At 72.8% G+C, this 21,982-nt stretch carries 8 protein-coding genes; 2 read left to right on the top strand and 6 right to left on the bottom strand.

The window, feature by feature from the left end; all coding sequences use genetic code 11:
- Window positions 1–40 precede the first annotated feature (40 nt).
- Entirely contained in the window at window positions 41–9,598 is a 9,558-nt protein-coding gene (locus QQY24_RS02745; RefSeq protein ID WP_301971050.1) for a type I polyketide synthase, read from the top strand.
- Between the two features lie 148 nt (window positions 9,599–9,746).
- Here the strand turns inward: QQY24_RS02745 and QQY24_RS02740 are convergent, their stop codons facing one another.
- The 6 genes from QQY24_RS02740 to QQY24_RS02715 form a co-directional block, all read right to left on the bottom strand.
- Window positions 9,747–10,355, bottom strand: coding sequence for a helix-turn-helix transcriptional regulator (locus QQY24_RS02740; RefSeq protein ID WP_301971049.1), 609 nt, complete (start codon window positions 10,353–10,355; stop codon window positions 9,747–9,749).
- Window positions 10,356–10,903: 548 nt separating this feature from the next.
- Window positions 10,904–13,723: a LuxR family transcriptional regulator gene (locus tag QQY24_RS02735; protein WP_301971048.1), complete on the bottom strand. Its 2,820-nt coding sequence runs from the start codon at window positions 13,721–13,723 to the stop codon at window positions 10,904–10,906.
- 562 nt (window positions 13,724–14,285) lie between these two features.
- A complete protein-coding gene (locus QQY24_RS02730) occupies window positions 14,286–17,129 on the bottom strand; it encodes a helix-turn-helix transcriptional regulator (protein ID WP_301971047.1) in 2,844 nt (947 codons plus the stop codon).
- 266 nt (window positions 17,130–17,395) lie between these two features.
- Entirely contained in the window at window positions 17,396–18,760 is a 1,365-nt protein-coding gene (locus QQY24_RS02725) for an acyltransferase (RefSeq protein WP_301971046.1), read from the bottom strand.
- A 4-nt stretch (window positions 18,761–18,764) separates the two neighbouring features.
- Entirely contained in the window at window positions 18,765–19,985 is a 1,221-nt protein-coding gene (locus QQY24_RS02720; RefSeq protein WP_301971045.1) for a cytochrome P450, read from the bottom strand.
- An 88-nt stretch (window positions 19,986–20,073) separates the two neighbouring features.
- Entirely contained in the window at window positions 20,074–21,294 is a 1,221-nt protein-coding gene (locus QQY24_RS02715) for a cytochrome P450 (RefSeq protein ID WP_301971044.1), read from the bottom strand.
- 433 nt (window positions 21,295–21,727) lie between these two features.
- Between QQY24_RS02715 and QQY24_RS02710 the strand changes: the two genes are divergently transcribed.
- Window positions 21,728–21,940, top strand: a complete 213-nt coding sequence (locus tag QQY24_RS02710) for a ferredoxin (RefSeq protein ID WP_301971043.1) — start codon at window positions 21,728–21,730, stop codon at window positions 21,938–21,940.
- The last annotated feature ends 42 nt before the right edge of the window (window positions 21,941–21,982 follow it).

Below are 21,982 nucleotides of genomic sequence, written 5' to 3'. Positions count from 1 at the left end.
CCTTTCGTTCTACTCGGCCACCATCCAGTGGAGTTGAAACATGTCCGCCTCCGATGAGCGTGTCGTCGCGGCACTGCGCGCGTCCCTCCTCGAGAACGAGCGTCTGCGCAAGCGGAACGAGGAACTCGTGCACGCGGCCGGCGAACCGGTCGCCATCGTCGGCATGGCATGCCGCTACCCCGGTGACGTCCACTCCCCGGAGGACCTGTGGCGCCTGGTGGCCGACGGCGCCGACGCCATGTCCCCGTTCCCCGCGGACCGGGGCTGGACCCTGCCCGACTCCTACGATCCGGCCGCGGGCCGGGGCGGCTTCGTCACCGACGCCGCCGAGTTCGACGCCGCCTTCTTCGGCATCTCGCCCCGCGAGGCCCTGGCGATGGACCCGCAGCAGCGCCTCATCCTCGAAGCCTCGTGGGAGGCCCTCGAACGCGCGGGCCTCGACCCGGCATCCGTGCGGGGCAGCAGTACCGGGGTCTTCGTCGGGTGCAGCAACCAGAACTACGGCGCCGGCGCCGACGGCGACCTGCCCACCGGCGCCGAGGGCCACCTGCTCACCGGCAACGCGATCAGCGTGGTGTCGGGCCGGGTGTCGTACGTGCTGGGCCTGGAGGGTCCGGCGGTGACGGTGGACACCGCGTGCTCGTCGTCGCTGGTGGCCCTGCACCTGGCGGTGCAGGCGCTGCGGGCCGGTGAATGCGAGATGGCCCTCGCGGGCGGCGTCACCGTCATGTCCACCCCCGACGTGTTCGTGGAGTTCTCGCGTCAGGGTGGTCTGGCGTCGGACGGGCGGTGCAAGGCGTTCGCGGAGGGTGCTGATGGCACGGGTTGGGGTGAGGGTGTCGGTGTCTTGGTGGTGGAGCGGCTTTCGGACGCCCGCCGCAACGGACACCGCGTCCTGGCCGTCGTGCGGGGTAGTGCGGTCAATCAGGACGGTGCGTCCAATGGGCTGACGGCGCCCAACGGTCCCTCTCAGCAGCGGGTGATCCGGGCCGCGTTGGCGAGTGCGGGCGTGGACGCCACCGAGGTGGACGTGGTGGAGGCGCATGGCACGGGTACCGTCCTTGGTGATCCGATCGAGGCGCAGGCGTTGCTGGCCACTTATGGCCGGGGGCGTCCTGCGGGGCGGCCGTTGTGGCTGGGGTCGGTGAAGTCGAACATCGGGCACACGCAGGCCGCTGCGGGTGTGGCCGGTGTGATCAAGATGGTGTTGGCGTTGCGGCATGGTGTGCTGCCGGCGACGTTGCACGTGGATGAGCCGTCCTCGCATGTGGACTGGTCCTCGGGCGGGGTGCGGCTGCTGACCGGGCAGCGGGCCTGGCCGGAAGTCGCCAGGCAGCGGCGCGCGGCGGTCTCCGCCTTCGGTGTCAGCGGCACCAACGCCCACGTCATCCTCGAACAGGCCCCTGCCGACGAGGCGCCCGCCCCCGCGGACGACCCGGCCGCCACTTCCTCCCCCGTGGTCTGGCCGTTCTCGGCCCGCACCGAAGAAGCCCTGCGCGCACAGGCCCGGTCACTCGCCGAGTTCGCCACCGAGCACCCGGACATCGCGCCGGTCCGCACCGGCCGGGCCCTCGCCGCAACCCGCTCGTCCTTCGAGCACCGCGCCGTCGTCATCGGCGACGGCACCACCGCACTGCCGGACACGCTGTTCCGATTCGCGAACGGCGCCACGACGCAGGGCCGCGACATCGTGACCGGTACCGCCGGAGGCGAATCCCCCCTGGCGTTGTTGTTCTCCGGTCAGGGTTCTCAGCGTGTGGGGATGGGCCGGGAGTTGTATGAGGCGTTTCCGGTGTTCGCGGAGGCGTTCGATGCGGTGTGTTCGTGTGTGGGGGAGGAGTTGCGGGGGGTTGTTTTCGGGGATGTCGGGGATGACGGGGGGCGGTTGGATCGGACGCGGTGGGCGCAGCCGGCTCTTTTCGCTGTTGAGGTGGCTCTGTTTCGGTTGGTGGAGTCGTGGGGGGTGCGGGCGGATTTCCTGGCGGGTCATTCGGTCGGTGAGATCGTGGCGGCGTATGTGGCGGGGGTGTTCTCGTTGGAGGATGCCTGTCGTTTGGTGGTGGCGCGTGGGCGGTTGATGGAGGCGTTGCCGGCCGGTGGTGTGATGGTGGCGGTGGAGGCCTCCGAGGGGGAGGTGCTGGCGCTGCTGGAGGGTCGTGCGGGTGTGGTGTCGCTCGCGGCGGTCAATGGTCCGCGTGCGGTGGTGATCGCCGGTGTCGAGGAGGCCGTGGCCGAGGTGGCCCGGGCTCTGGCCGGCGCTGGTCATCGCACCACGCGGTTGCGGGTCAGTCATGCTTTCCATTCGCCGTTGATGGAGCCGATGCTGGAGGAGTTCCGTGCGGTGGCGGAGCAGGTTTCCTACCGGGCTCCGTCCTTGCCGGTGGTCTCCAACGTCACCGGGCGGTTGGCGGTGGGTGGTGAGTTGGTCACGGCGGAGTACTGGGTGCGCCATGTGCGCGAAGCCGTGCGTTTCGCCGACGGCGTGCGCGCCCTGGCGGCGGAAGGGGTGAGCCGGTTCCTGGAACTGGGCCCCGACGCCACCCTCACCGCCCTGGCCCGCACCTGCGTCGAGGACGACTCCCACACCCTCTTCGTCTCCGCCCTCCGCAAGGACCTTCCCGCCTCCCACTCCGTGCTCCGGGCGCTGGCGGGACTGCACGTGGACGGCGTGGAGGTCGACTGGACCCGCGTGCTGGGCGACGAGGGTCCGTGCGCGGTGGACCTGCCGACGTACCCCTTCCAGCGGCAGCGCTACTGGCTCGCCCCCACCGAGTCCGCGCCGGGTACGGCTGCGGCGGCGGCCCGCGCCTCCGCAGTCGTGGACGCGGAGTTCTGGGCCGCTGTCGAACACGACGACATCCCCGGACTCGCCGCCGACCTGCGGCTCGCCCCCGAGACGCTCGAACCGGTCGTGCCCGCACTCTCGGACTGGTACCGGCGTCGACTGACCCGGGCGCGGATCGACTCGCTGTGCCACGAGGTGTGCTGGCACCCGCTGACCCGGGACCACGAGAGGCCCGCGTCCGACCGGGGGCTCCGCTCGGGCCACTGGCTGCTCGTACTGCCGACGGGTGGGGACACCACCCTGCCGGAGACCGTGACCCGCCTGATGGCAGGTCTGCGCAAGCGGGGACTGACCGTACACGTGGTGGAGACGGACCTCCACGACGGCGCAGCGTGCCCGGAGGACGTCCGGGCCACCCGCGCCCGCATCGGCGTCGCACCCGACGGCGTCCTGCTGCTGCCCACCCCGGCCCCCGACCCGGCTCCCCGCACCACCCCCGACCCGGCCGTCGCCGTCCTCACGCTCGTGCGGGCGCTCGCCGGGGCGGAGCCGTGCGGACCGCTGTGGGCGATCACGCAGGAAGCCGTGTCGGCCGGTCCGTCGGACCGGATCGCCCGGCCCCGGGACGCCGCCGTGTGGGGGCTCGGCCGGGTCGCCGCCCTGGAACACCCGGACCTGTGGGGCGGACTGCTGGACCTGCCCGCGCGCGTGGACGACCGCGTCTGCGCCCGCGTGGTCACGGCGCTGACGGCCCTCGCTCCGGGCGAGGACCAGATCGCCGTACGGGCACACGGCCTGTTCGGACGCCGTATCGTCCGGGCCGTCGCCCTCCCCGACACCGAGGGAACCTGGCGGCCCCGCGGCCCGGTCCTCGTCACCGGAGGCACCGGTGCCCTCGGTGCGGAGGTCGCCCGCTGGGCCGTGGACCGGGGCGCGCGCGACCTCGTCCTGGTGAGCCGCCGCGGGCCCGAGGCACCGGGAGCGGCGGAACTGCACGCCGAGTTGACGGCCCGCGGCGCCGACGTCACGATCACCGCCGTCGACGTCTCCGTCCGGGCGGACCTCGCCGCGCTGCTGGCCGAGCACCGTCCCGACGCCGTCTTCCACGCCTCCGGCGTGCTGGACGACGGGACACTGCTCACCACCGACGCCGCGCGCGTCGACCGGGTGATGCGGGCCAAGGCCGTCGGCGCCCTCCTGCTCGACGAACTCACCAGGACGGCCGACCTCTCCGCCTTCGTCCTCTTCTCTTCCCTCGCCGGCACCCTCGGCAACCCCGGCCAGGGCGCCTACGCTGCGGCCAACGCCGTACTGGACGCGCTGGCCGAGCGGCGGCGGGCGGAGGGGTTGCCGGCGACGTCCATCGCGTGGGGTCCCTGGGCGGGCGGCGGCATGGCCGCGACCGTCGCGGACCGGCACCGGGGGCACGGCGCGGTGACCGGCCTCGCGCCGGAAGAGGCGCTGGCCGCCCTCGGCGGGGTGCTGGACACCGGCCGCGCCTCGCACCTCGTGGCCGACGTCGACTGGAACCGGCTCGCCCCCGCCTTCACCTCGACGCGCCCCAGCGCACTGCTGACACCGTTGGTGGAGCGCCCGGCTTCCGCACCCGCACCGCTCGCGTCCGGCAACGGAACCCGGACGTCCGGCAACGAACTGCGTTCCCGTCTGGACGGGTTGTCTGCCGATGTGCAGCGTCGGGTGTTGGTGGAGGAGGTGCGGGCGCGGGCTGCTGCGGTGCTGGGGTATGCCGGTGCGGAGTTGGTGGGGGTTGAGCGGGCGTTTCGTGATCTGGGGGTGGATTCCCTGATCGCGGTGGAGTTGCGGAACGTGCTGGCGGCGGTGTGTGGGGTGTCGTTGCCGGCGACGGTGGTGTTCGATCATCCGACGCCGCGGGCGTTGGCGGATTTCCTGTTCGGTGAGTTGTGCGGGGGTGGGCCGGCGGAGGTGGCCGGTGCGGTGGTGGCGGCTGCTTCGGTGGTGGATGAGCCGGTGGCGGTCGTGGGGATGGCGTGCCGGTTCCCGGGGGGTGTGGATTCCCCGGAGGCGTTGTGGTCGATGCTGGCCGAGGGGCGTGACGGGGTCACCGACTTCCCCACCGACCGCGGCTGGGACCTGCTGGCCCCGGTCTACGGCATGGCCACGGGACCCGGCTCGGAAGGCGTCGACTTCGCCCGCTGCGGCGGTTTCCTCGATGGTGTTGCGGACTTCGATGCGGAGTTCTTCGGTGTGTCGCCGCGTGAGGCGTTGGCGATGGATCCGCAGCAGCGGTTGTTGCTGGAGGCGTCGTGGGAGGCGGTGGAGCGGGCGGGGGTGGACCCACGGTCGCTGCGTGGCACGCGCACCGGTGTGTTCGCGGGGACGAACGGTCAGGACTACCCGGCGTTGCTGAGTGTGTCCGGGGGTGACTTCGGGGGGTATGTCGGGACCGGGAACGCGGCGAGTGTGGTGTCGGGCCGGGTGTCGTACGTGCTGGGCCTCGAAGGTCCGGCGGTCACGGTCGACACGGCGTGTTCGTCGTCGCTGGTGGCGTTGCATCTGGCGGTGCGGGCGCTGCGTGCGGGGGAGTGTGATCTGGCGCTGGCCGGTGGTGTGACGGTGATGTCCACGCCGGGTGCGTTCGTGGAGTTCTCGCGTCAGGGTGGTCTGGCGTCGGACGGGCGGTGCAAGGCGTTCGCGGAGGGTGCTGATGGCACGGGTTGGGGTGAGGGTGTCGGTGTCTTGGTGGTGGAGCGGCTTTCGGACGCCCGCCGCAACGGGCACCGTGTCCTGGCGGTGGTGCGGGGTAGTGCGGTCAATCAGGACGGTGCGTCCAATGGGCTGACGGCGCCCAACGGTCCCTCTCAGCAGCGGGTGATCCGGGCCGCGTTGGCGAGTGCGGGGCTGGAGCCGGACGGTGTGGACGTGGTGGAGGCGCATGGCACGGGTACCGTCCTTGGTGATCCGATCGAGGCGCAGGCGTTGCTGGCCACTTATGGCCGGGGGCGTCCTGCGGGGCGGCCGTTGTGGCTGGGGTCGGTGAAGTCGAACATCGGGCACACGCAGGCCGCTGCGGGTGTGGCCGGTGTGATCAAGATGGTGTTGGCGTTGCGGCATGGTGTGCTGCCGGCGACGTTGCACGTGGATGAGCCGTCCTCGCATGTGGACTGGTCCTCGGGCGGGGTGCGGCTGCTGACCGGGCAGCGGGCCTGGCCGGAGGTGGACCGGCCGTGGCGGGCGGGTGTGTCCTCCTTCGGCCTGAGCGGCACCAACGCCCACGTCATCTTGGAACAGGCTCCTGAGCGTGAGGCCGCCGAAGAGACCGAGTCCACCACCGAGTTGCCGGTTGTGCCGTGGGTGGTGTCGGGTCGGGGGGTGGATGCGTTGCGTGCGCAGGCGGGGCGTTTGCTGGATTTCGTCCGTTCCGAGCCCGGTGTGGGTGTTCGTGAGGTGGCGGGGGCTTTGGTGTCCTCGCGTGCGGTGTTCGAGGACCGTGCGGTGGTGTGGGGGCGTGGGCGTGCCGAGTTGCTGGCCGCTCTTGGGGCCGTGGCGCGGGGTGAGGGGGCTGCCCGGGCGGTGGTGGGCAGGGCCGGGGAGGGCGGGACGGCGTTGTTGTTCTCCGGTCAGGGTTCTCAGCGTGTGGGGATGGGCCGGGAGTTGTATGAGGCGTTTCCGGTGTTCGCGGAGGCGTTCGATGCGGTGTGTGCGTGTGTGGGGGAGGAGTTGCGGGGGGTTGTTTTCGGGGATGTCGGGGATGACGGGGGGCGGTTGGATCGGACGCGGTGGGCGCAGCCGGCTCTTTTCGCTGTTGAGGTGGCTCTGTTTCGGTTGGTGGAGTCGTGGGGGGTGCGGGCGGATTTCCTGGCGGGTCATTCGGTCGGTGAGATCGTGGCGGCGTATGTGGCGGGGGTGTTCTCGTTGGAGGATGCCTGTCGTTTGGTGGTGGCGCGTGGTCGGTTGATGGAGGCGTTGCCGGCCGGTGGTGTGATGGTGGCGGTGGAGGCCTCCGAGGGGGAGGTGCTGGCGCTGCTGGAGGGTCGTGCGGGTGTGGTGTCGCTCGCGGCGGTCAATGGTCCGCGTGCGGTGGTGATCGCTGGTGTCGAGGAGGCCGTGGCCGAGGTGGCCCGGGCTCTGGCCGGCGCTGGTCATCGCACCACGCGGTTGCGGGTCAGTCATGCTTTCCATTCGCCGTTGATGGAGCCGATGCTGGAGGAGTTCCGTGCGGTGGCGGAGCAGGTTTCCTACCGGGCTCCGTCCTTGCCGGTGGTCTCCAACGTCACCGGGCGGTTGGCGGTGGGTGGTGAGTTGGTCACGGCGGAGTACTGGGTGCGCCATGTGCGCGAAGCCGTGCGTTTCGCCGACGGCGTGCGCGCCCTGGCGGCGGAAGGGGTGAGCCGGTTCCTGGAACTGGGGCCCGACGCCACCCTCACCGCCCTGGCCCGCACCACGCTGGCCGACCAGTCCGCTCCCGCCCCCCTGTGCACCCCCGCCCTGCGCAAGGACCGCCCCGAGACCGACACCCTCCTCGCAGCCATCGCGGCCCTGCACGTCACGGGTGCCGAGGTCCACTGGTCCGCACTCGCCGACACGGCGCCGCGGGGGCACGTCGACCTGCCCACCTACCCCTTCCGGCGCACCCGTTTCTGGCCCCACGTGACCGGGGTGGCGCGCGCCTCCGGACCGGGTGGTGCCGGTGACGCCGATTTCTGGGAGGTCGTGCGGTCCGGGAAGCCCGGCGCACTGGCCGAGACGCTGAACGTCCCCGAGGACGCCCTCGGTGTCGTGCTCCCCGCGCTGACGACGCTGCGGGAGCGGCACTTGGAGCGTACGGCGGTGGACTCGTGGCGTTACCGGGCCACTTGGGAACCCGTGATCGTCCGGGGTACGACGCCCGTGGAAGGCCGCTGGCTCCTGCTGCAGCCGCCGGGCGCCGTCCCGTTGGAGGGGCTGGAGGAGTTCCTGCCGGGGCTGGTACGGGTGTCCTGTGCCGCCCGGGACCGCGACGGCCTCGCCCGGACCATTCGTGACGCGGTCGGTGACGCGGCACCGGACGGTGTCCTGTCCTGCCTCTCCGAGGCGGTGCCGGAGACCGTCGACGTCCCGGGGACCGCGATCTCCGATGACGCCGACGCCGGTTCCGTCGCCCTTTCCGCCGCCGACGCGGGCGTGGCCGCCACCCTGGCCGTCGTCCAGGCACTCGGTGACGCCGCCGTGGCGGCACCGCTCTGGGTGGTCACCCGGGCCGGCTTCAGGCCGGGCGACGCTCCCGACGCCCCCGCGCAGTGCGCCGTCTGGGGACTGGGGCGGGTCGCGGCCCTGGAGCACCCCGACCGCTGGGGCGGTCTCCTCGACCTCCCGGCGCGGCCCGGGCGGGACGAACTAGCCCATGCCGTCCAGGTCTTGGCATCCGCCGGCGAGGATCAGGTCGCCGTGCGCGCCGACGGCGTCCACGCCCGGCGCCTGCGGCCCGCACCGTCCGTCCGGGCGCCCGGTGCGGGCGCCTGGACGGCTCCTCGCAGGGTCCTGGTCACCGGGGGTACCGGCGCGCTGGGTTCCCGTGTGGCGCGCTGGCTGGCCGGGCACGGTGCCACCGAGCTGGTGCTGACCAGTCGGCGTGGGGCGGATGCTCCCGGCACTTCCGAGCTCCTTGCCGATCTGCGCCGTCTGGGTGCCGTTTCCGTTTTCGTCGAGGCGTGTGATGTGGCGGATCGGGAGCAGGTGGCGGGGTTGTTGTCCCGGCATCGTGTGGATGGTGTCTTTCATGTGGCGGGGGTTGCGGACCTGATGCCCTTGGGTGGGGTGGATGAGGGGTATCTGGAGTCGGTGTGGGGGGCGAAGGCGCGGGGTGCGGTGCATCTGGATGCGTTGACGGCCGGGTGGGATCTTGAGGTGTTCGTGGTGTTCTCGTCGATCGCCGGTGTGTGGGGCAGTGGTGGTCAGGGGGCGTATGCGGCGGCCAATGCGTTTGCGGACGCGGTGGTGCTGGAGCGGCGTCGTCGGGGTCTGGTGGGTGTGTCGGTGGCGTGGGGTCCGTGGTCGGGTGGGGGGATGGTGTCGGCTGCGGGTGCGGTGGAGCTGGAGCGTCGTGGGTTGCGGGTGATGGATCCGGGGCGTGCGCTGGCGGGGCTGGAGGGTGTGCTGGCGGGGGGTGAGGGTGCCGTGGTGGTGGCGGACGTGGACTGGGAGCGGTTCGTTCCCGCGTTCACCAGTGGCCGGCCCAGCCCCCTGCTGACCACCCTGCCCACCACCACCGACGGCCCCGACCGTGGCAGGCCGGACGCCTCCGGTGGGGACGCCGCCGGCACGGGCGTCCCCGTTCTGGCCGAGCGGATCGCGGCGCTGCCGCCCCGGGACCGCGGGGCCGCTCTGCTGGACCACGTCCGCGAAGCGGCGGCGACGGCCCTCGGACACCAGGACGCCACCGCGGTCGAGCCGGGCCGGGCCTTCCGCGACATGGGCTTCGACTCCCTCACCACCGTGGAACTCCGCGACCGCCTGGCCCGGGACACCGGGCTGAGGCTGCCCGCCACCCTGGTGTTCGACCACCCGGCACCCGCCGATCTCGCCCGCTTCCTGGAAGCCGAACTGGCCGGTGAGGGCGGCACGGTGGCCACGATGCTGGCCGAACTGGAGACCGGGATCAACCGCATCCTCAAGGCGGACCCGGACCCGGACGCCAGGAGCCTGCTCGCCACGCGCCTCAAGGCGCTGCTCGCCGAGGTCGACGGCGGTGAGCGGGCGTCCGGTGAGAGCGGTCCCTCGCTCAGCGAGCGTCTCGACGACGCCACCGACGAGGAGCTGTTCAGCCTCATCGACGGCGCGCTCGAACAGCCCTGACCCCGGCGGGCCCCACCGGGGCCGGACGTGGACACGCGAAGGCGGCCGTACCGGCAGGAACGGTACGACCGCCTTCAGGTGCGTCGATCTTCGTGCTGGTCCCCCGTGACCCATGCGCGTCCCGTTACACAGAACCGGGCTGCCGGAACTACTTGATGAACTCCGGCAGGACGCGCGGCGGCCACTGCCCCACCGTCAGCATGCCCATGGAATGGGCGCGGGCCACGAGCGCTGCCCGGTTGGGTGCCTTCAGCTTCCGCAGCATCAGGCCCACGTGGTACTCGACTCCCTGACGGCTGAGGTACAGGCGAGTGGCCAGCTGTACGGTCGAGGCGCCGCTGGCCACACCTTCAAGAACCTGTGCGTCGAGCTTGCTGAGCAGACGCTCGCGCGGGTTGACCGCTCCTTCCTCCGTTTCCGGATGGGCGACGTGGTCGTCGGGGCGTACCTGGACGACGATGCCGGCCAGGTCGCCGGACGTGTCCTGCACCGCTATGCCCGTCAGCTCGCCGGAGAACGCACGTCCCGAACCGGCCAGTCCGACCATTCGTTCGGCGAAGCGGTTGCAGCGGCCCTGGGACAACCGGTCGAAGTGCCGGTTCAGTATCACAGGTGAGCTGGGGTGCAGTAGCTCGTACAGGCTGCGGCCGCACGTCTCGGCGGACGTCCGGCCGAACTGGCGGGAAAAGTCCGGCTCTGCCGCGATGATGTGCATACCGGGATTCATGTGCGCCGTGAAGAACGGGCGGCTGTTCACCGGGAGAGGCTGGGGCTCAGGTGCGTTCCGGTGAGCGGCGGCAGGCGAGGAGGTCTGTACCCGATCTCTGTGGTGCGAGGTACCTGCTGTTCGCGTGGTCACTACGACGTACCGTCTTTCTACATTCAGATGTGGGGGGTCATGCACTGCCGTGAGGCGAAGCGGAAGGAAAGCAGTACCTTCACTGGTGCTGTGCGGTCGACCGGCCGGTACCGTCCTTCCCCAACTGCCAGGGAGCCTAGGAATCCACCTAGAGCCGGTCAAGCAAACTCTTGCTTGCGAGCAAAACACTGTGGTCCATGGTTCGGTGGTTCGGGGGCGCTGGAGCCGGCGGGCCGCCCCATTCCCTCCAACACCAGCGCTTTGAGCAGGTGTCGGTCGCCGCGCGTGGTGGATTTCGCACTCAAGGTGACCGGGGTTCAGGCACGGTCGGGCGCAGTTCGCCACGGTGGGAGGCGAAGTCGTCGGCGTGCCTGCCCGTTTGCTCGCGCACCGGTGACCGTTTGCTGCCCGATTCCCGTGCCGGTACCGCCGCACCTGAAAAACGATCAGCTCTCGGTTGCTTCGCCGGCGCGGCCGAGGACGGCGGCAAGGCTGGACCGCCCGGGAATTCCGAGCTTCCGATAAGAATTAGTCAGGTGCTTTTCGACCATGCGGGAGGATATGTTCAGCTCGGTCGAGATTTCCGAATTGCTCAGTCCGGACGCCGCCCGCTGCGCGACCCGGCGTTCCGAAGGCGTCAGCCGCGAGGTGATGTCCGTGGATTCCAGGGACCGTTTCTCGCGGTGGATCTTCCCCATCAGCCAGTGCGCGTCGCACTCCGCGGCCGTGTCGTACGCCTTTTGCAGCATGAGCCGGCGCCGGGCGGGTTCGGTCTCCGGGCAGACGCCCAGGGCGTACTGCGCCCGGCACAGCTCGTAGCCGTTCGAGCCCTGTTCCAGGACGGCCACGGCCTCCTCCAGTACCTCCGCCCCCCGGCGTCCGGGAGTGACCCGGCCCAGGACCACGAGCGCCCGTCCGAGCGTGATGGGGGCTCCCCAGGTGCGGGCCCGCGCCACCTCCAGGTGTGCGGTGGCCAGCGCCTCCTCGTGCTCGCCGAGCCGGTGGTGCATGAGGGCGGCGCACGACGGCCACGGCAGCGTGGCCGGATTGAGCCAGCCGATCTGCTCCATGCCCACGCCCGCCGTGCGGAAGTGGTCCAGGGCGGTCCGCGCGTCACCGCGCCGGGCCGCGACGGTGCCGCGCGACACGTGCAGCAGGGCCGCCAGATGCTGGTTCTCGGCGCTGAGCCGGTGCTGGACGAGTATCTGCTCCGCCAGTTCCGGCTCACCGGTGTTGAGGGCGACGATGGCGAGGATGGCGGCGCAGATGGTGGGCAGACCGCTCATCTCCGGGCCGGCGAGGGCGTCGGCCTGCAGCACCTTCTCCCGGGCGTAGCCCAGGTGGCCGTCGGCGAGGGCGACGAGGGCCTGCTCGGCGCGGATCACGGCCTGCTCGACGTCACCGCCGCGGCGCTGCGCCAGCCGGTGCGCCCGCCTGAGCCAGCCCGCCGCCCCGTCCGTACGGTCCGCCGCGGCGAGGATGTTCACGACGAGCGGCAGCGTGGTGTGCACGTGCTCGGGGGTCGGCGCCTCCAGCTCCAGCAGCCGGGTGGCCAGTTCCGCCAGTTCCGCGGCCGGCGCGGCGTTGGCGACGAACGCGATGTGGATGAGGGAGGTGAGCAGTTCCCGCTCGCCGGTGGTGCGCAACGGTGGACGCGGACCGAGCGCGCGGAAGTGGCGCAGCGTGTCGCGGATGTGCACCGGGTCCTGGGCGGACAGGTAGTGCTCGCGGGCCCGCAGGCGCAGGTCCAGATCCCGGTCGACGGCGTCGCCGGCCGGGGAGGAGCGCAGCTCTCCGGCCACGCGGCGCATCATCAGGTCGATGCGGAACGAGGCCGGGTCCATGAGCAGGGGGCCCAGCCGGACCACGGCGGCGGCCCGCTCCCGCACGGTGGTGAGCAGGGGGACGGCCTCGACGACGTGGCGCAGGGAGGCGGCGGTGGCGAAGCTGCGCTCCGCCGACGCCAGGTCGATGAGCAGGTGCGCGCGGTCGGCGCCGGCGCAGGACGGATCCAGCAGGGCGCGGCGCAGGTAGCGTGCCGCGTCGCGGGGTGAGCCGCGGCCCAGTGCGCTGTCCGCGGCGTTGTGCAGGATGCCGACGGCCTCCCGGCCGTGCAGGGTCATGACGGACATGAGCTGCTCGGCGGCGAGTTCGGCGGGGTACCCGCTGCGGTGGAGGAGTTCCGCGGCCACGCCGCGCATGGCGGCGCGCTCCCCGTCCGGCATGCTCTCGTCCAGCAGATCCCGCAGGACCGTCCCGGAGGTCAGGGTGCAGGTGCGCTCGTCGACCAGGCCCGCCAGGCCCAGGATGTGCACCGCCTCGGACTGCTGCCGTTCGTCCAGTTCGGCGAGGTGGGCCATGAGCTGGACGTCGGCGGCCCGGTCGAGCACGGCCAGCGCGTAGGCCGCGCGGCGTACGTGGTCGGGCTGCGAGCGCAGGAACGCCGCCAGGCGCTGGCGGACACGGTCGGGCCGCAGGGTCCTCGCCGCGGCGGCGTACCCCGCGGTCGGCCGCAGACCCCGGAACCGGGCCTCGTCCAGCAGGGTGCGCAGCAGCAGCGGATTGCCGCCCGAACGGACGCGCAGCGCCTCGGCGAACTCCTCCTCGGCCGGCTGGCCGAAGGTGTGCTCGGCCAGCCGGCGGATCGTGCCGGGGCCGAACGTGGACAGCCCGATGGTGTGGTCCGTGAGCCCGAGCAGGTGCCGCACCTGGGAGCGGTCGCCGCGGACGTCGCCCGCCATGACCGAGACGACGAACAGCATGCGCCGGTCGTGGCGCCGGGTCAGGGCGGGCACCAGTGCGCGCAGCGACTCGGTGTCGGACCAATGCACGTCGTCCACCAGCAGCATCACGGTGCCGTCGTCGGCCATGGCGTCCAGCACGGCCGTCAGCCACCGCCGCACGTTCTCCGGACCGGCCCACGGACACTCCCACGCGGTGTCCGGGGAAGCCGCCGGGACGTCGGGGACGGCCGCGGCCCCGGCGCCCAGCCAGCGCTCCGCCTCGCCGTCCGCGGCCACGCAGACGGCCGAGTCGACCAGTTGCCGCATCACGCCGTACGCGAAGCCCTCCTCGGCCTCCGCGGCCTGGGCCCGCAGGAGTACGGCCCCGTGGTCCCGGGCCAGCTCGGCGACGGCCTCCAGGAACGAGGACTTGCCCGTGCCCAGCGGGCCCTGCACGACGAGCAGTGAACCGCGGCCCTCCCGGGCCTGCCGCAGGGCCGTGGCCGCGAGGGCCAGTTCCTCCTTACGCTCCAGTAAATCCATGACCGTCCTTCCTGGTCCGTGAGGCACGCGGACACTCGCTCCCGGGCGTGCCGAATCGGTCCGTCCGGGAAAACCCCCGCAGCGGCGCGCATTCCACGGCGAGGTGTGCCGGGTCGCCCCTGAAATCGTGCATGAGGAAGGTTCCCTGAGGGTTGGTCACAGACCTTGAAAGCTCAAGCTCAGCAGATCACAGCCGTGTGCCCCTGGGCAAGGGGCATCAATTGACGGCGATTCGCGATGCTCGTGGGCGTATAGCTAATCATCCGGAAACAACATCGCGGTAACGGCGGGAGATTTCGTCATAAGCGCCGAGTGTCGATCGCCGATCATTCCGACCGGGCGGAATGTTTCCCGCCGGTAATCACGTCGCCGAACACACATTGTCATGCGAAAACAGCACATCGAGATCGTCGGCGAATTGCCGACGGTGCCCGCGGACGGTCCGTGGCGAACCGGTCACCTTCCGTTCGGCGAACGCCGGGCCCCCGTGCGCCGGGCCCCGTGCGCCGGGCCCCGTGCGCCGGGGTCCGCGGCCGTCCCGAGCGCGCGGAGGGGGCGGGACTCAGCGGCCGTCGGCCTCCGGGCCGGCCGCGGCGCCCAACGCCCCGCGCAGTTCCCGGCGCCCGGACAGACCCAGCTTGCGGTACACCGAGGTGAGGTGGACCTCCACCGTCCGCTGGGTCACGAACAGGGCCTCGGCGATCTCCGCGTTCGACCGGCCCCCGGCGGCCAGGTCCGCGACCTGCCGCTCGCTCGGCGTGAGCGCGCTCGGCCCGTGGGAGACCGGGCGCCGGGGGCGGGCCCCCGTGGCCAGCAGCGCCTGGTGGGCCTCGGCGTGCAGGGGCCGCGCTCCCAGGGCGTAGGACTCCTCCCAGCCCTTCCGCAGCACGGTGCGCGCCGACTCCTTGAACCCGGCCCGGTGCAGGGCCCGTCCGCGGGCCACCCGCACCCGGGCCAGCAGCAACGCAGCCCCGGTCCCGGCCAGTGCCGCCTCCGCCTCCTCCAGCAGGGCGGGACGGTGTTCCTCGTCCCCGGCCGCGGCCCGCAGTTCCAGGCCCGAGGCCAGGGCGCAGGGAAGATCGCCCCGGCGCGCGAGGGTGACGGCCTCCTCGGCCATTTCGAGCGCGGCCCTTCGCTCTCCCACGGCCAGGTGGGCCTGCCCGGCCCAGTACCACCAGGGGGAGACGGCGGGGTTCGTGCGCTGCCAGGCGCGCTGGCGCCGCCCGCACTCCTGCAGGTCCAGCAGGGCGGCCTCGGGATCGCCCATCGCCAGGCGTAGCCGGCCGCGTGCGCACAGCAGTTCGTTCCACTGCCAGGCGCCCTCCCGCGCCGACAGCGAGGGCAGTCCGGCGACCAGGTCGCCCGCCGCCGCCAGGTCCCCCCGGTCGAGCAGCGTGTGCAGCCGGACCGCCAGCGGCAGCGCCTCGCGGCGGCCGGCCTGCCCGGTTCCCCGCTCCCCGAGGACCTCCTCGGTCAGCCGCAGCGCCTCGTCCAGGGCACCGAGCCGTTCGTGCGCCTCCGCACTGAGGGCCAGCAGACCCAGGTACGCCTGCTCCAGCGACACCTCGACGCAGTCGATCAGCTGCCGGTAGCCGCGCGCCGCCTCGTGCGGGCGGTCCCCGTACAGCAGGACGGACGCGGCGGAGGCGAGGAAGGAGGCCGCGTCGGTGATCGGGGCACCCTGCGCGAGCACGGTGCGCGCCGCGGCACGCGACTCGGACACCTGGTGCATGCGCGACACCGACAGCACCGCGCGCGCCGCGAGCAGGGCACGCTGGGCGGGCGTGTCACCGGGCAGCCCGAGGTCGAACGAGACGCTGGTGAGCATCTGCGTGTAGCCCTCGAGGGTGGCGGTCGCCGACAACAGCAACTGCGCTTCCAGGAACTGGGCGTTCGCGGTGCCGGCGGCGGAACCGGAGGCCTCGGAGCGGCAGCGGTCCAGCAGGGTGATGGCGCGGCCCACCTCCCCGGTGCGGGTCAGCCCGCCCACCAGCGCACTCAGCGCGGTGAGCCGCAGGTCGGGGCAGTGCAGGCGGTCCAGCGCCGACGTCAGGTACCGCACGCCGGCCGGAGGGTCCACCCGCGCCTCGGCCAGGCCGAGTTCGACCAGCAGCTCGGGATCGCAGTTCTCCTCCTCGCCGTCCGGCACGCACGGCCGCAGCAGCTCCAGCGCACGCTCGGGCGAACCCCGCAGCGTCGCCTCCCGGGCCGCCTCGCGCAGCACCGCGAGCGCCCACCCGGCGGTCACCGGCCGCTGCGACAGGCTCAGGTGCTCGGCGACGTCCATGGCGGGCCGTCCGCTGTCGTGCAGCAACCGCGCGGCCAGGCCGTGCGCGGCGGCCCGCTCCTCGGCCGACATGCCGGCCAGCACCGCGCCGCGCACCACCGAGTGCGCGAAGGCCCACCTCCCGTCGCCGGCCTCCGGCGCGCTGACCAGCCCCAGGCCGTCCAGCGCGAGCAGCGCCTGCCCGCAGGTGACGGTGTCCAGCGCCGCCAGCTGGGCGCACATCTCCGGTGAGGCGTCGTCGCCGAGCACGGCCATCGCCCGCGCCGTGCGCACCGCGGCGGCCTGCTGCCGGTGCAGCAGACGGGCGATGCGGGCCTGGAAGGCGGGCATGTCCTGGCCGTCCACGGCCGCGAGGGCCGCCGCCGTCAGCGGCAGCCCCTCCTCCTGCAAGGTGGTGAGCAGCCGTGTCACCAGCAGCGGGTTGCCGTTGGTGGCGGCCAGGCACGCCTCCTGGAACGCGGTGTCGCTGGCGGAGGCGGTGAGGCGTGCGGCGACCAGCCCGATGCCGGCGCCCGTGAGCGGGCGGGGCCGCAGCACCTGGCACCGCGGCTGCGCCACCACGTCGTTCAGCAAGGGCGCCTCGCCGCCGGCGCGCCGGGCCAGCACGAGCAGCACCGGCAGCCCCGGCAGTCTGCGGGCGGTGTGCGCGAGGAAGCGCAGCGACGCGGCGTCCGCCCGGTGGGCGTCGTCCACCACCATCAGCACCGGTCCCCGGGCGGCGGCGGAACGCACCAGCCGGTGCAGCGCGGCCAGCACGCCGTGCGGAACGTCGTCGCAGTCGCAGTCGCAGTCGCAGCAGGGCAGCAGGAACAGCCGGCGCAGCAGTCCCGCTTCGTCCGGCCCGGTGTGCCAGGGTGGCGCGGGGGAAACGGCGGCGCTGTCGTCCGCCACCTCCTGCAGCAGGTCCCGCGCCGTGCTCAGCGGCAGCACGTGCGCGTCGTCACCGCCGCGGGCGCGCAGCACGCGCAGCCCCAGTCGGCGGGCCTCGACGACCAGGGCGCGCAGCAGCGTCGTCTTGCCGATGCCGTCCGGCCCCTCCAGCACCACGAGCCCGGAGCGGCCCGCCGCGGCCTGCCGGACCGACTCGGTGAGCACCGCGAGTTCCGTCTCGCGCTCCACCGGATACGGGCACGGCTCATCGACCCGTGTCCCTCGCGGACTGCGCCCGCCCGAGGCAACGACCATCACCGCGTCCCTCTCCTCCGGGGCGGCAGTGGCACCCCGGTGCCCCTCGGACCCGCCCGACGTGCCGCACCGGGCGATCAGCGTTGTCCGGACGCTCTCCTCGAGACAGGTTGACCACGCCATTTTGGCCCAGGCCAAGGCCGAAGATCGCACAGACCGAAAATTTCGCGCAACATCCAGGTCACGTCTTGCCGCTTCGGCTAGCGGAACGGATGCAGCCGTGCCTGCCAGCCGGGGCCCGCCAGTTCGCCCGCGTGCTCCTCCAGCAGGCACAGGTACACGTCGCGGCCGCCGTCCTCGTCGGGCGTGGGCGTGATGTGCACCGTGGGCACCGGGACGTCGGGGAACTCGTACCAGAAGGGCCGGCCGCCGCCCAGGTCGACGCCGTAGAGCGGGAACCGCGACCAGTTGTTCACCGACAGCGACGCGTCGAACGCGTCGTGCGCCCGGGCGGACATCACGCGCCGGGAGATCCCTTTGCGGCGCAACGAGTTGAGGAAGGCGATCTCGTCGCGCAGCTTGTCCTCCGTGGTGCTCTCCAGGCACCGCCGCACGCCCAGCGCGAGCGCGCCGAGGGAGGCGGTGCGCAGCGCGGCGGCGGTGGTCGACGTCCAGCTGCTGCTGACGCAGTTGCCCCAGTAGCCGGCGGGCAGCTCCCCGCCCAGCCGGGTGCGGGCGCCGACGACGAGTCCCAGCCACTCGGGCGCGTCCGCCGGGCGTTCCCGCAGCTGTCCGTAGACCCGCCACAGGTGGGCCGTGAGCGTGTCGTTGGTGGACACCCAGGCGCCGGACCCGGGCAGCGAGGCGCGGGCGTCCTCCTTCATCGCGGCGAGTTCCGCCGCGTGGAACCGGGTCGTCACCGTGGTCAGGCGCCTGGCCGCCAGGCGGGCCGTGGCGGCCAGGCGGCGGAGGCGGCCGACGGTGACGAGTGCCCGGCCCTCGCGCACCGCCGCGCTGGGGGAGGGCCGCCCGAGCGAGTCCAGCACCTCCCGCGCGTGGTTCGGCTTCTCCCAGGGCAGGCCGAGGTGCTCGTGGGACCAGTTCTGCAGGAAGGACAGGGCGCTGGCCCCGTCGGCCAGGGTGTGGTTGATCATCACCGCCAGCACGGAGCCGCCGCCGCGCATCTGCGTCAGCCGGATCTTCAGCAGCGGGGTGTCCCGGTCGACCACGCCGAAGGCGGTGACCTCGCGCACCAGATTCCCGGCCACGGGTTCGCTGCGCAGGTCGTGGCCGAAGTCGCCCATCGCGTCCGGGCTCCACGCCTCGGTGAAGCGCACCCCGGCGTCGTCGCAGACCACGCTCAGACCGCCGTCCGCGTCGCGCCTGAGGCGCCCGGCCAGCACGGGGTAGTGCCGCAGCGTGCGCGCCAGCGAGTCCCGCAGTGCCTCGGCGTCCAGCGTCTTGCGGTAGAAGAACGTCAGGGGGATGTACCACGGTCCGGTCAGCAGGTCGAAGCCGCTGAGCCGGACCCGGTCGCCGCCGGCGTGCCCGGTCCGCACCGTGTGGACGCTGTCGGCCCGGCTGTCCACGGCCGTGCGCACGCTCCGGGCCCGCTGTCTGTGCACGGCCTCAGTCCCAGCCCACGAGCAGCCGGTCCACGCCGTAGTGCACGGCGCGGTCCCGCAGCGGGACCTCCTGGGCGGGCTCGGCCAGCCGCAGCGTGGGGAACCGGTCGAACAGCCGGCCCAGCCCGATCCTGAGGCTCGCCCGGGCCAGGTGCTGGCCCAGGCACTGGTGCGCGCCGAAACCGAGGGCCAGGTGCTTGCGCGGGACCCGGGTGACGTCCAGCCGGTCGGGGTCCTCGAAGACCTCCGGGTCCCGGTTGGCGGCCGGCAGGGACAGCACCACCGTCTGCCCGGCCCTGACCGTGCGCCCGCCGATCTCGACGTCCTCCAGGGCACACCTGCTGGAGCCGAGCTGCGAGATGGTCAGGTACCGCAGCAGCTCGTCCACCGCGCCCTCCTCGTACAGCTCCGGCCGCTCGCGCAGCAGCGCCAGCTGGTCCGGGTGCTCCAGCAGGGCGAAGGTGCTCAGCGCGAGCATGTTCGGGGTGGTGTCCAGCGAGCCGCCCAGCGTGAGCACCGCCAGGTTGACCAGCTCCTCCTCGGTCAGCTCGCCGGTGGCCGACAGCCGGCCGAAGAAGTCGTCGCCCTGCTCGGCCATCCGCTCGCGCACCATCGGCCGGATGAGCGCGTCCATCGACTCCACGTGGTGGATGAACTCCTCCAGCGTGTACGTCAGCGTCATCAGCGCGGCGAAGTGCTCGGCGATGCCGTCCATCAGCTCCGGCGAGACGTCCATGAGCGAGCACACCGAACGGAGGCTGACCACCTCGGCGAACGCGCTCACCAGGTCCACCGGCGAGCCCTTGGCCGCCATCTCCTCCAGCGCGCCGTCCACGATGCTCCGCAGCTCCGGCTCGAACTGCTGGATCCGGCGCAGCGTGAAGTGGCCCGCCAGCAGCCTGCGGTACTTGGTGTGCTCGGGGGCGTCCATCTTGGCGAAGGAACCCGGCGGAGAGGGCTGCGGGGCGTACTCCGCCATCGGGAACGGCGGGGCGACCACGTGCGCGAGCAGCTCGTTGCGGTGGCTGAAACGGTCGTCCGACAGGATCTGCCGCACCAGGTCGTGCCGGGTCACCAGCCACCCGGAGGGATCCTTCGGCGCCACCTGGAAGGTGACGGGGCTGACCGGTTCCTCCGTGCGCAGCCGGGCGTACTCGGCCGGCGGGTCGAAGGGGCACCTGCCGCGGTCGGTGGGGATCACGGCGGGGTCGGGCCTGGTCTTCATGGTGACTCCGTTGGAAAGCGGGGCAGCGGGGCAGCGGGGAAGAGGGAAGGCGGAGGCGAGGACGGGAGCGGGGCGCTGCCGCGTCCGGTCAGGCCCGCTCCACGCACAGGGGCAGGTGGCGCGCGCCGAAGACGTTGGTGCCGTGCCAGGAGAGCCGGGCCTCGGGGTCCACCCCGATGCGCGTGTACCGGTCGAGCAGCGCCTCCAGCGCGATCCGGCCCTCCAGCCGGGCCAGCGGTGCGCCGATGCAGTAGTGGATGCCGTGCCCGAAGGCCGCCTGCCGGGCGTTGGTCCGCTCCGGCCGGAACGCGTCCGGGGCCTCGAAGACCGTCTCGTCGCGGTTGGCGGACAGCAGCCACAGGTGCACCAGCGTGTTGGCCGCCACGTCCAGACCGGCGAGGGTCGTGTCCTCGGTGGTGACCCGTTCGATCCGGGTGAACGGCGGGCGCAGCCGCAGCGTCTCCTCCAGCACGGCGGGGATCAGCGAGCGATCCTGCCGGACCCGCGCGAACAGCTCCTCGTCGCCGTCCAGGCACATGAGCGTGTTGCCGAGCAGCACCGAGGTGGTGATGTGCCCGGCGAGCAGCAGCAGGGTGGCGAAGCTGGTGATGTCCTCGTCCTCCAGCCGCTCCCCGTCCAGCTCGGCCGCCACCAGCGTGCCCAGCAGGTCGCTCTGCGGCCGGCTGCGCCGGTCCTCGATGAAGCCCTGGAGGTAGGAGGAGATCGTGACCGCGGTCTCCTCCATGCGCCGCACGCTCTCCGGGTCCTCCGGGTCGGTGGACAGCAACTGGTCCGCCCAGCCCTGGAAGAGGTCCCGGTCGGCGGTCGGCACGCCCAGCATCCGGGCGATGACCGTCACCGGCAGCGGGTTCGCCAGGGTGTCGACCAGGTCGAACCGGTCCGCCGGGGCCCGGTCGAGCAGTCCCCCGGTCAGCTCGGTGATCCACGGCTCCAGGCCCGCGATCAGCCCCGGCGTGAAGGCCTTGCTGACCAGGCGCCGCATCTTGCCGTGCATCGGCGGGTCGAGCAGCAGCAGCGTGCCGCGCGGCGCCTGCCGCTCACCGCCCGACAGGCGGCCCACCGTGTCCGAGGAGAAGACCGCCGGGTCCGCCAGGATCCGCTGGACGTCCGCGTGCCGGAAGACGTGCACGTTGCCGGCGTCGTCCCGCCAGGCGGGCTGCTCGGCCCGCATCCGCGCCGCCCACCGCAGCAGCGTGGCCCCGCCGTCGGGAGCCACCGTGGGGGCACGGCCGGCGGCGTCCGCCACGGGTGCCGGGTCGAGCACGTCCGGAGTGCCTTGTCGCGCCACCCGGATTCCCCTTTCACGTGTCACGCGCTTGGTGCATCCGTGGATGCCGTGGGCCGCAGTCGGCGAGGGGTCCGCGCGGGGGCGTCGTACCGGTGCGGGCCGCACCCGCCGGCCGGCCCGCCGGACCCGGACGAACGGTGGGGCCACTGGTTGGGCACCGCGCCCGCCGACCGCCGTTCGCGGGCCACTCCAGCACGGCGGCGCGGCGAACGGCCAGGGGAGAGGGCACAGTTTAGGGATTCACCGCGTCTGTACGGCCTTCCGGCCACGGCGGCCGGCGGCGGCGCGTCCTCGTCGGTGCCCGCGCGTGCGCGCCAATGTCTGGAGGAAACCCCAGACCGTCCCCCGCGGCCGGCCGCAACGGGGCACGGCCCCGCAAGATGGTCCCGCTCCGGCCATCCGCGCCGGCCCGACCAGCTCGTGGAGGACCCGCATGGACATCGCGATCGACCACGGCAGGTGCATCGGCGCGGGCCAGTGCGCGCTGATCGCCCCGCAGGTCTTCGACCAGCGGATCGAGGACGGCCTGGCCGTCCTGCTGGTCGAGCGCCCCGACGACAGCCAGCGCGAGGCGGTGCGGGAGGCGAGCGAGTCCTGCCCGCTCGGCGCCATCTCCGTACGCGAGGACCCGCCCGCGCGCGGCTGACGGCGGCCCCCGCCACCACCACGACCGTCCGACGAAAGAGCA

Origin of the sequence: Streptomyces sp. TG1A-8 (genome assembly GCF_030499535.1) — a bacterium.
GTDB lineage: Bacteria > Actinomycetota > Actinomycetes > Streptomycetales > Streptomycetaceae > Streptomyces.
This window is presented reverse-complemented; position numbering and strand designations above follow the sequence as displayed.

Coding starts and splice junctions, on each gene's coding strand:
- QQY24_RS02745 (WP_301971050.1), top strand. CDS start 41: ATGTCCGCCTCCGATGAGCGTGTCGTCGCGGCACTGCGCGCGTCCCTC.
- QQY24_RS02720 (WP_301971045.1), bottom strand. CDS start 19,985: ATGAAGACCAGGCCCGACCCCGCCGTGATCCCCACCGACCGCGGCAGG.
- QQY24_RS02735 (WP_301971048.1), bottom strand. CDS start 13,723: ATGGATTTACTGGAGCGTAAGGAGGAACTGGCCCTCGCGGCCACGGCC.
- QQY24_RS02710 (WP_301971043.1), top strand. CDS start 21,728: ATGGACATCGCGATCGACCACGGCAGGTGCATCGGCGCGGGCCAGTGC.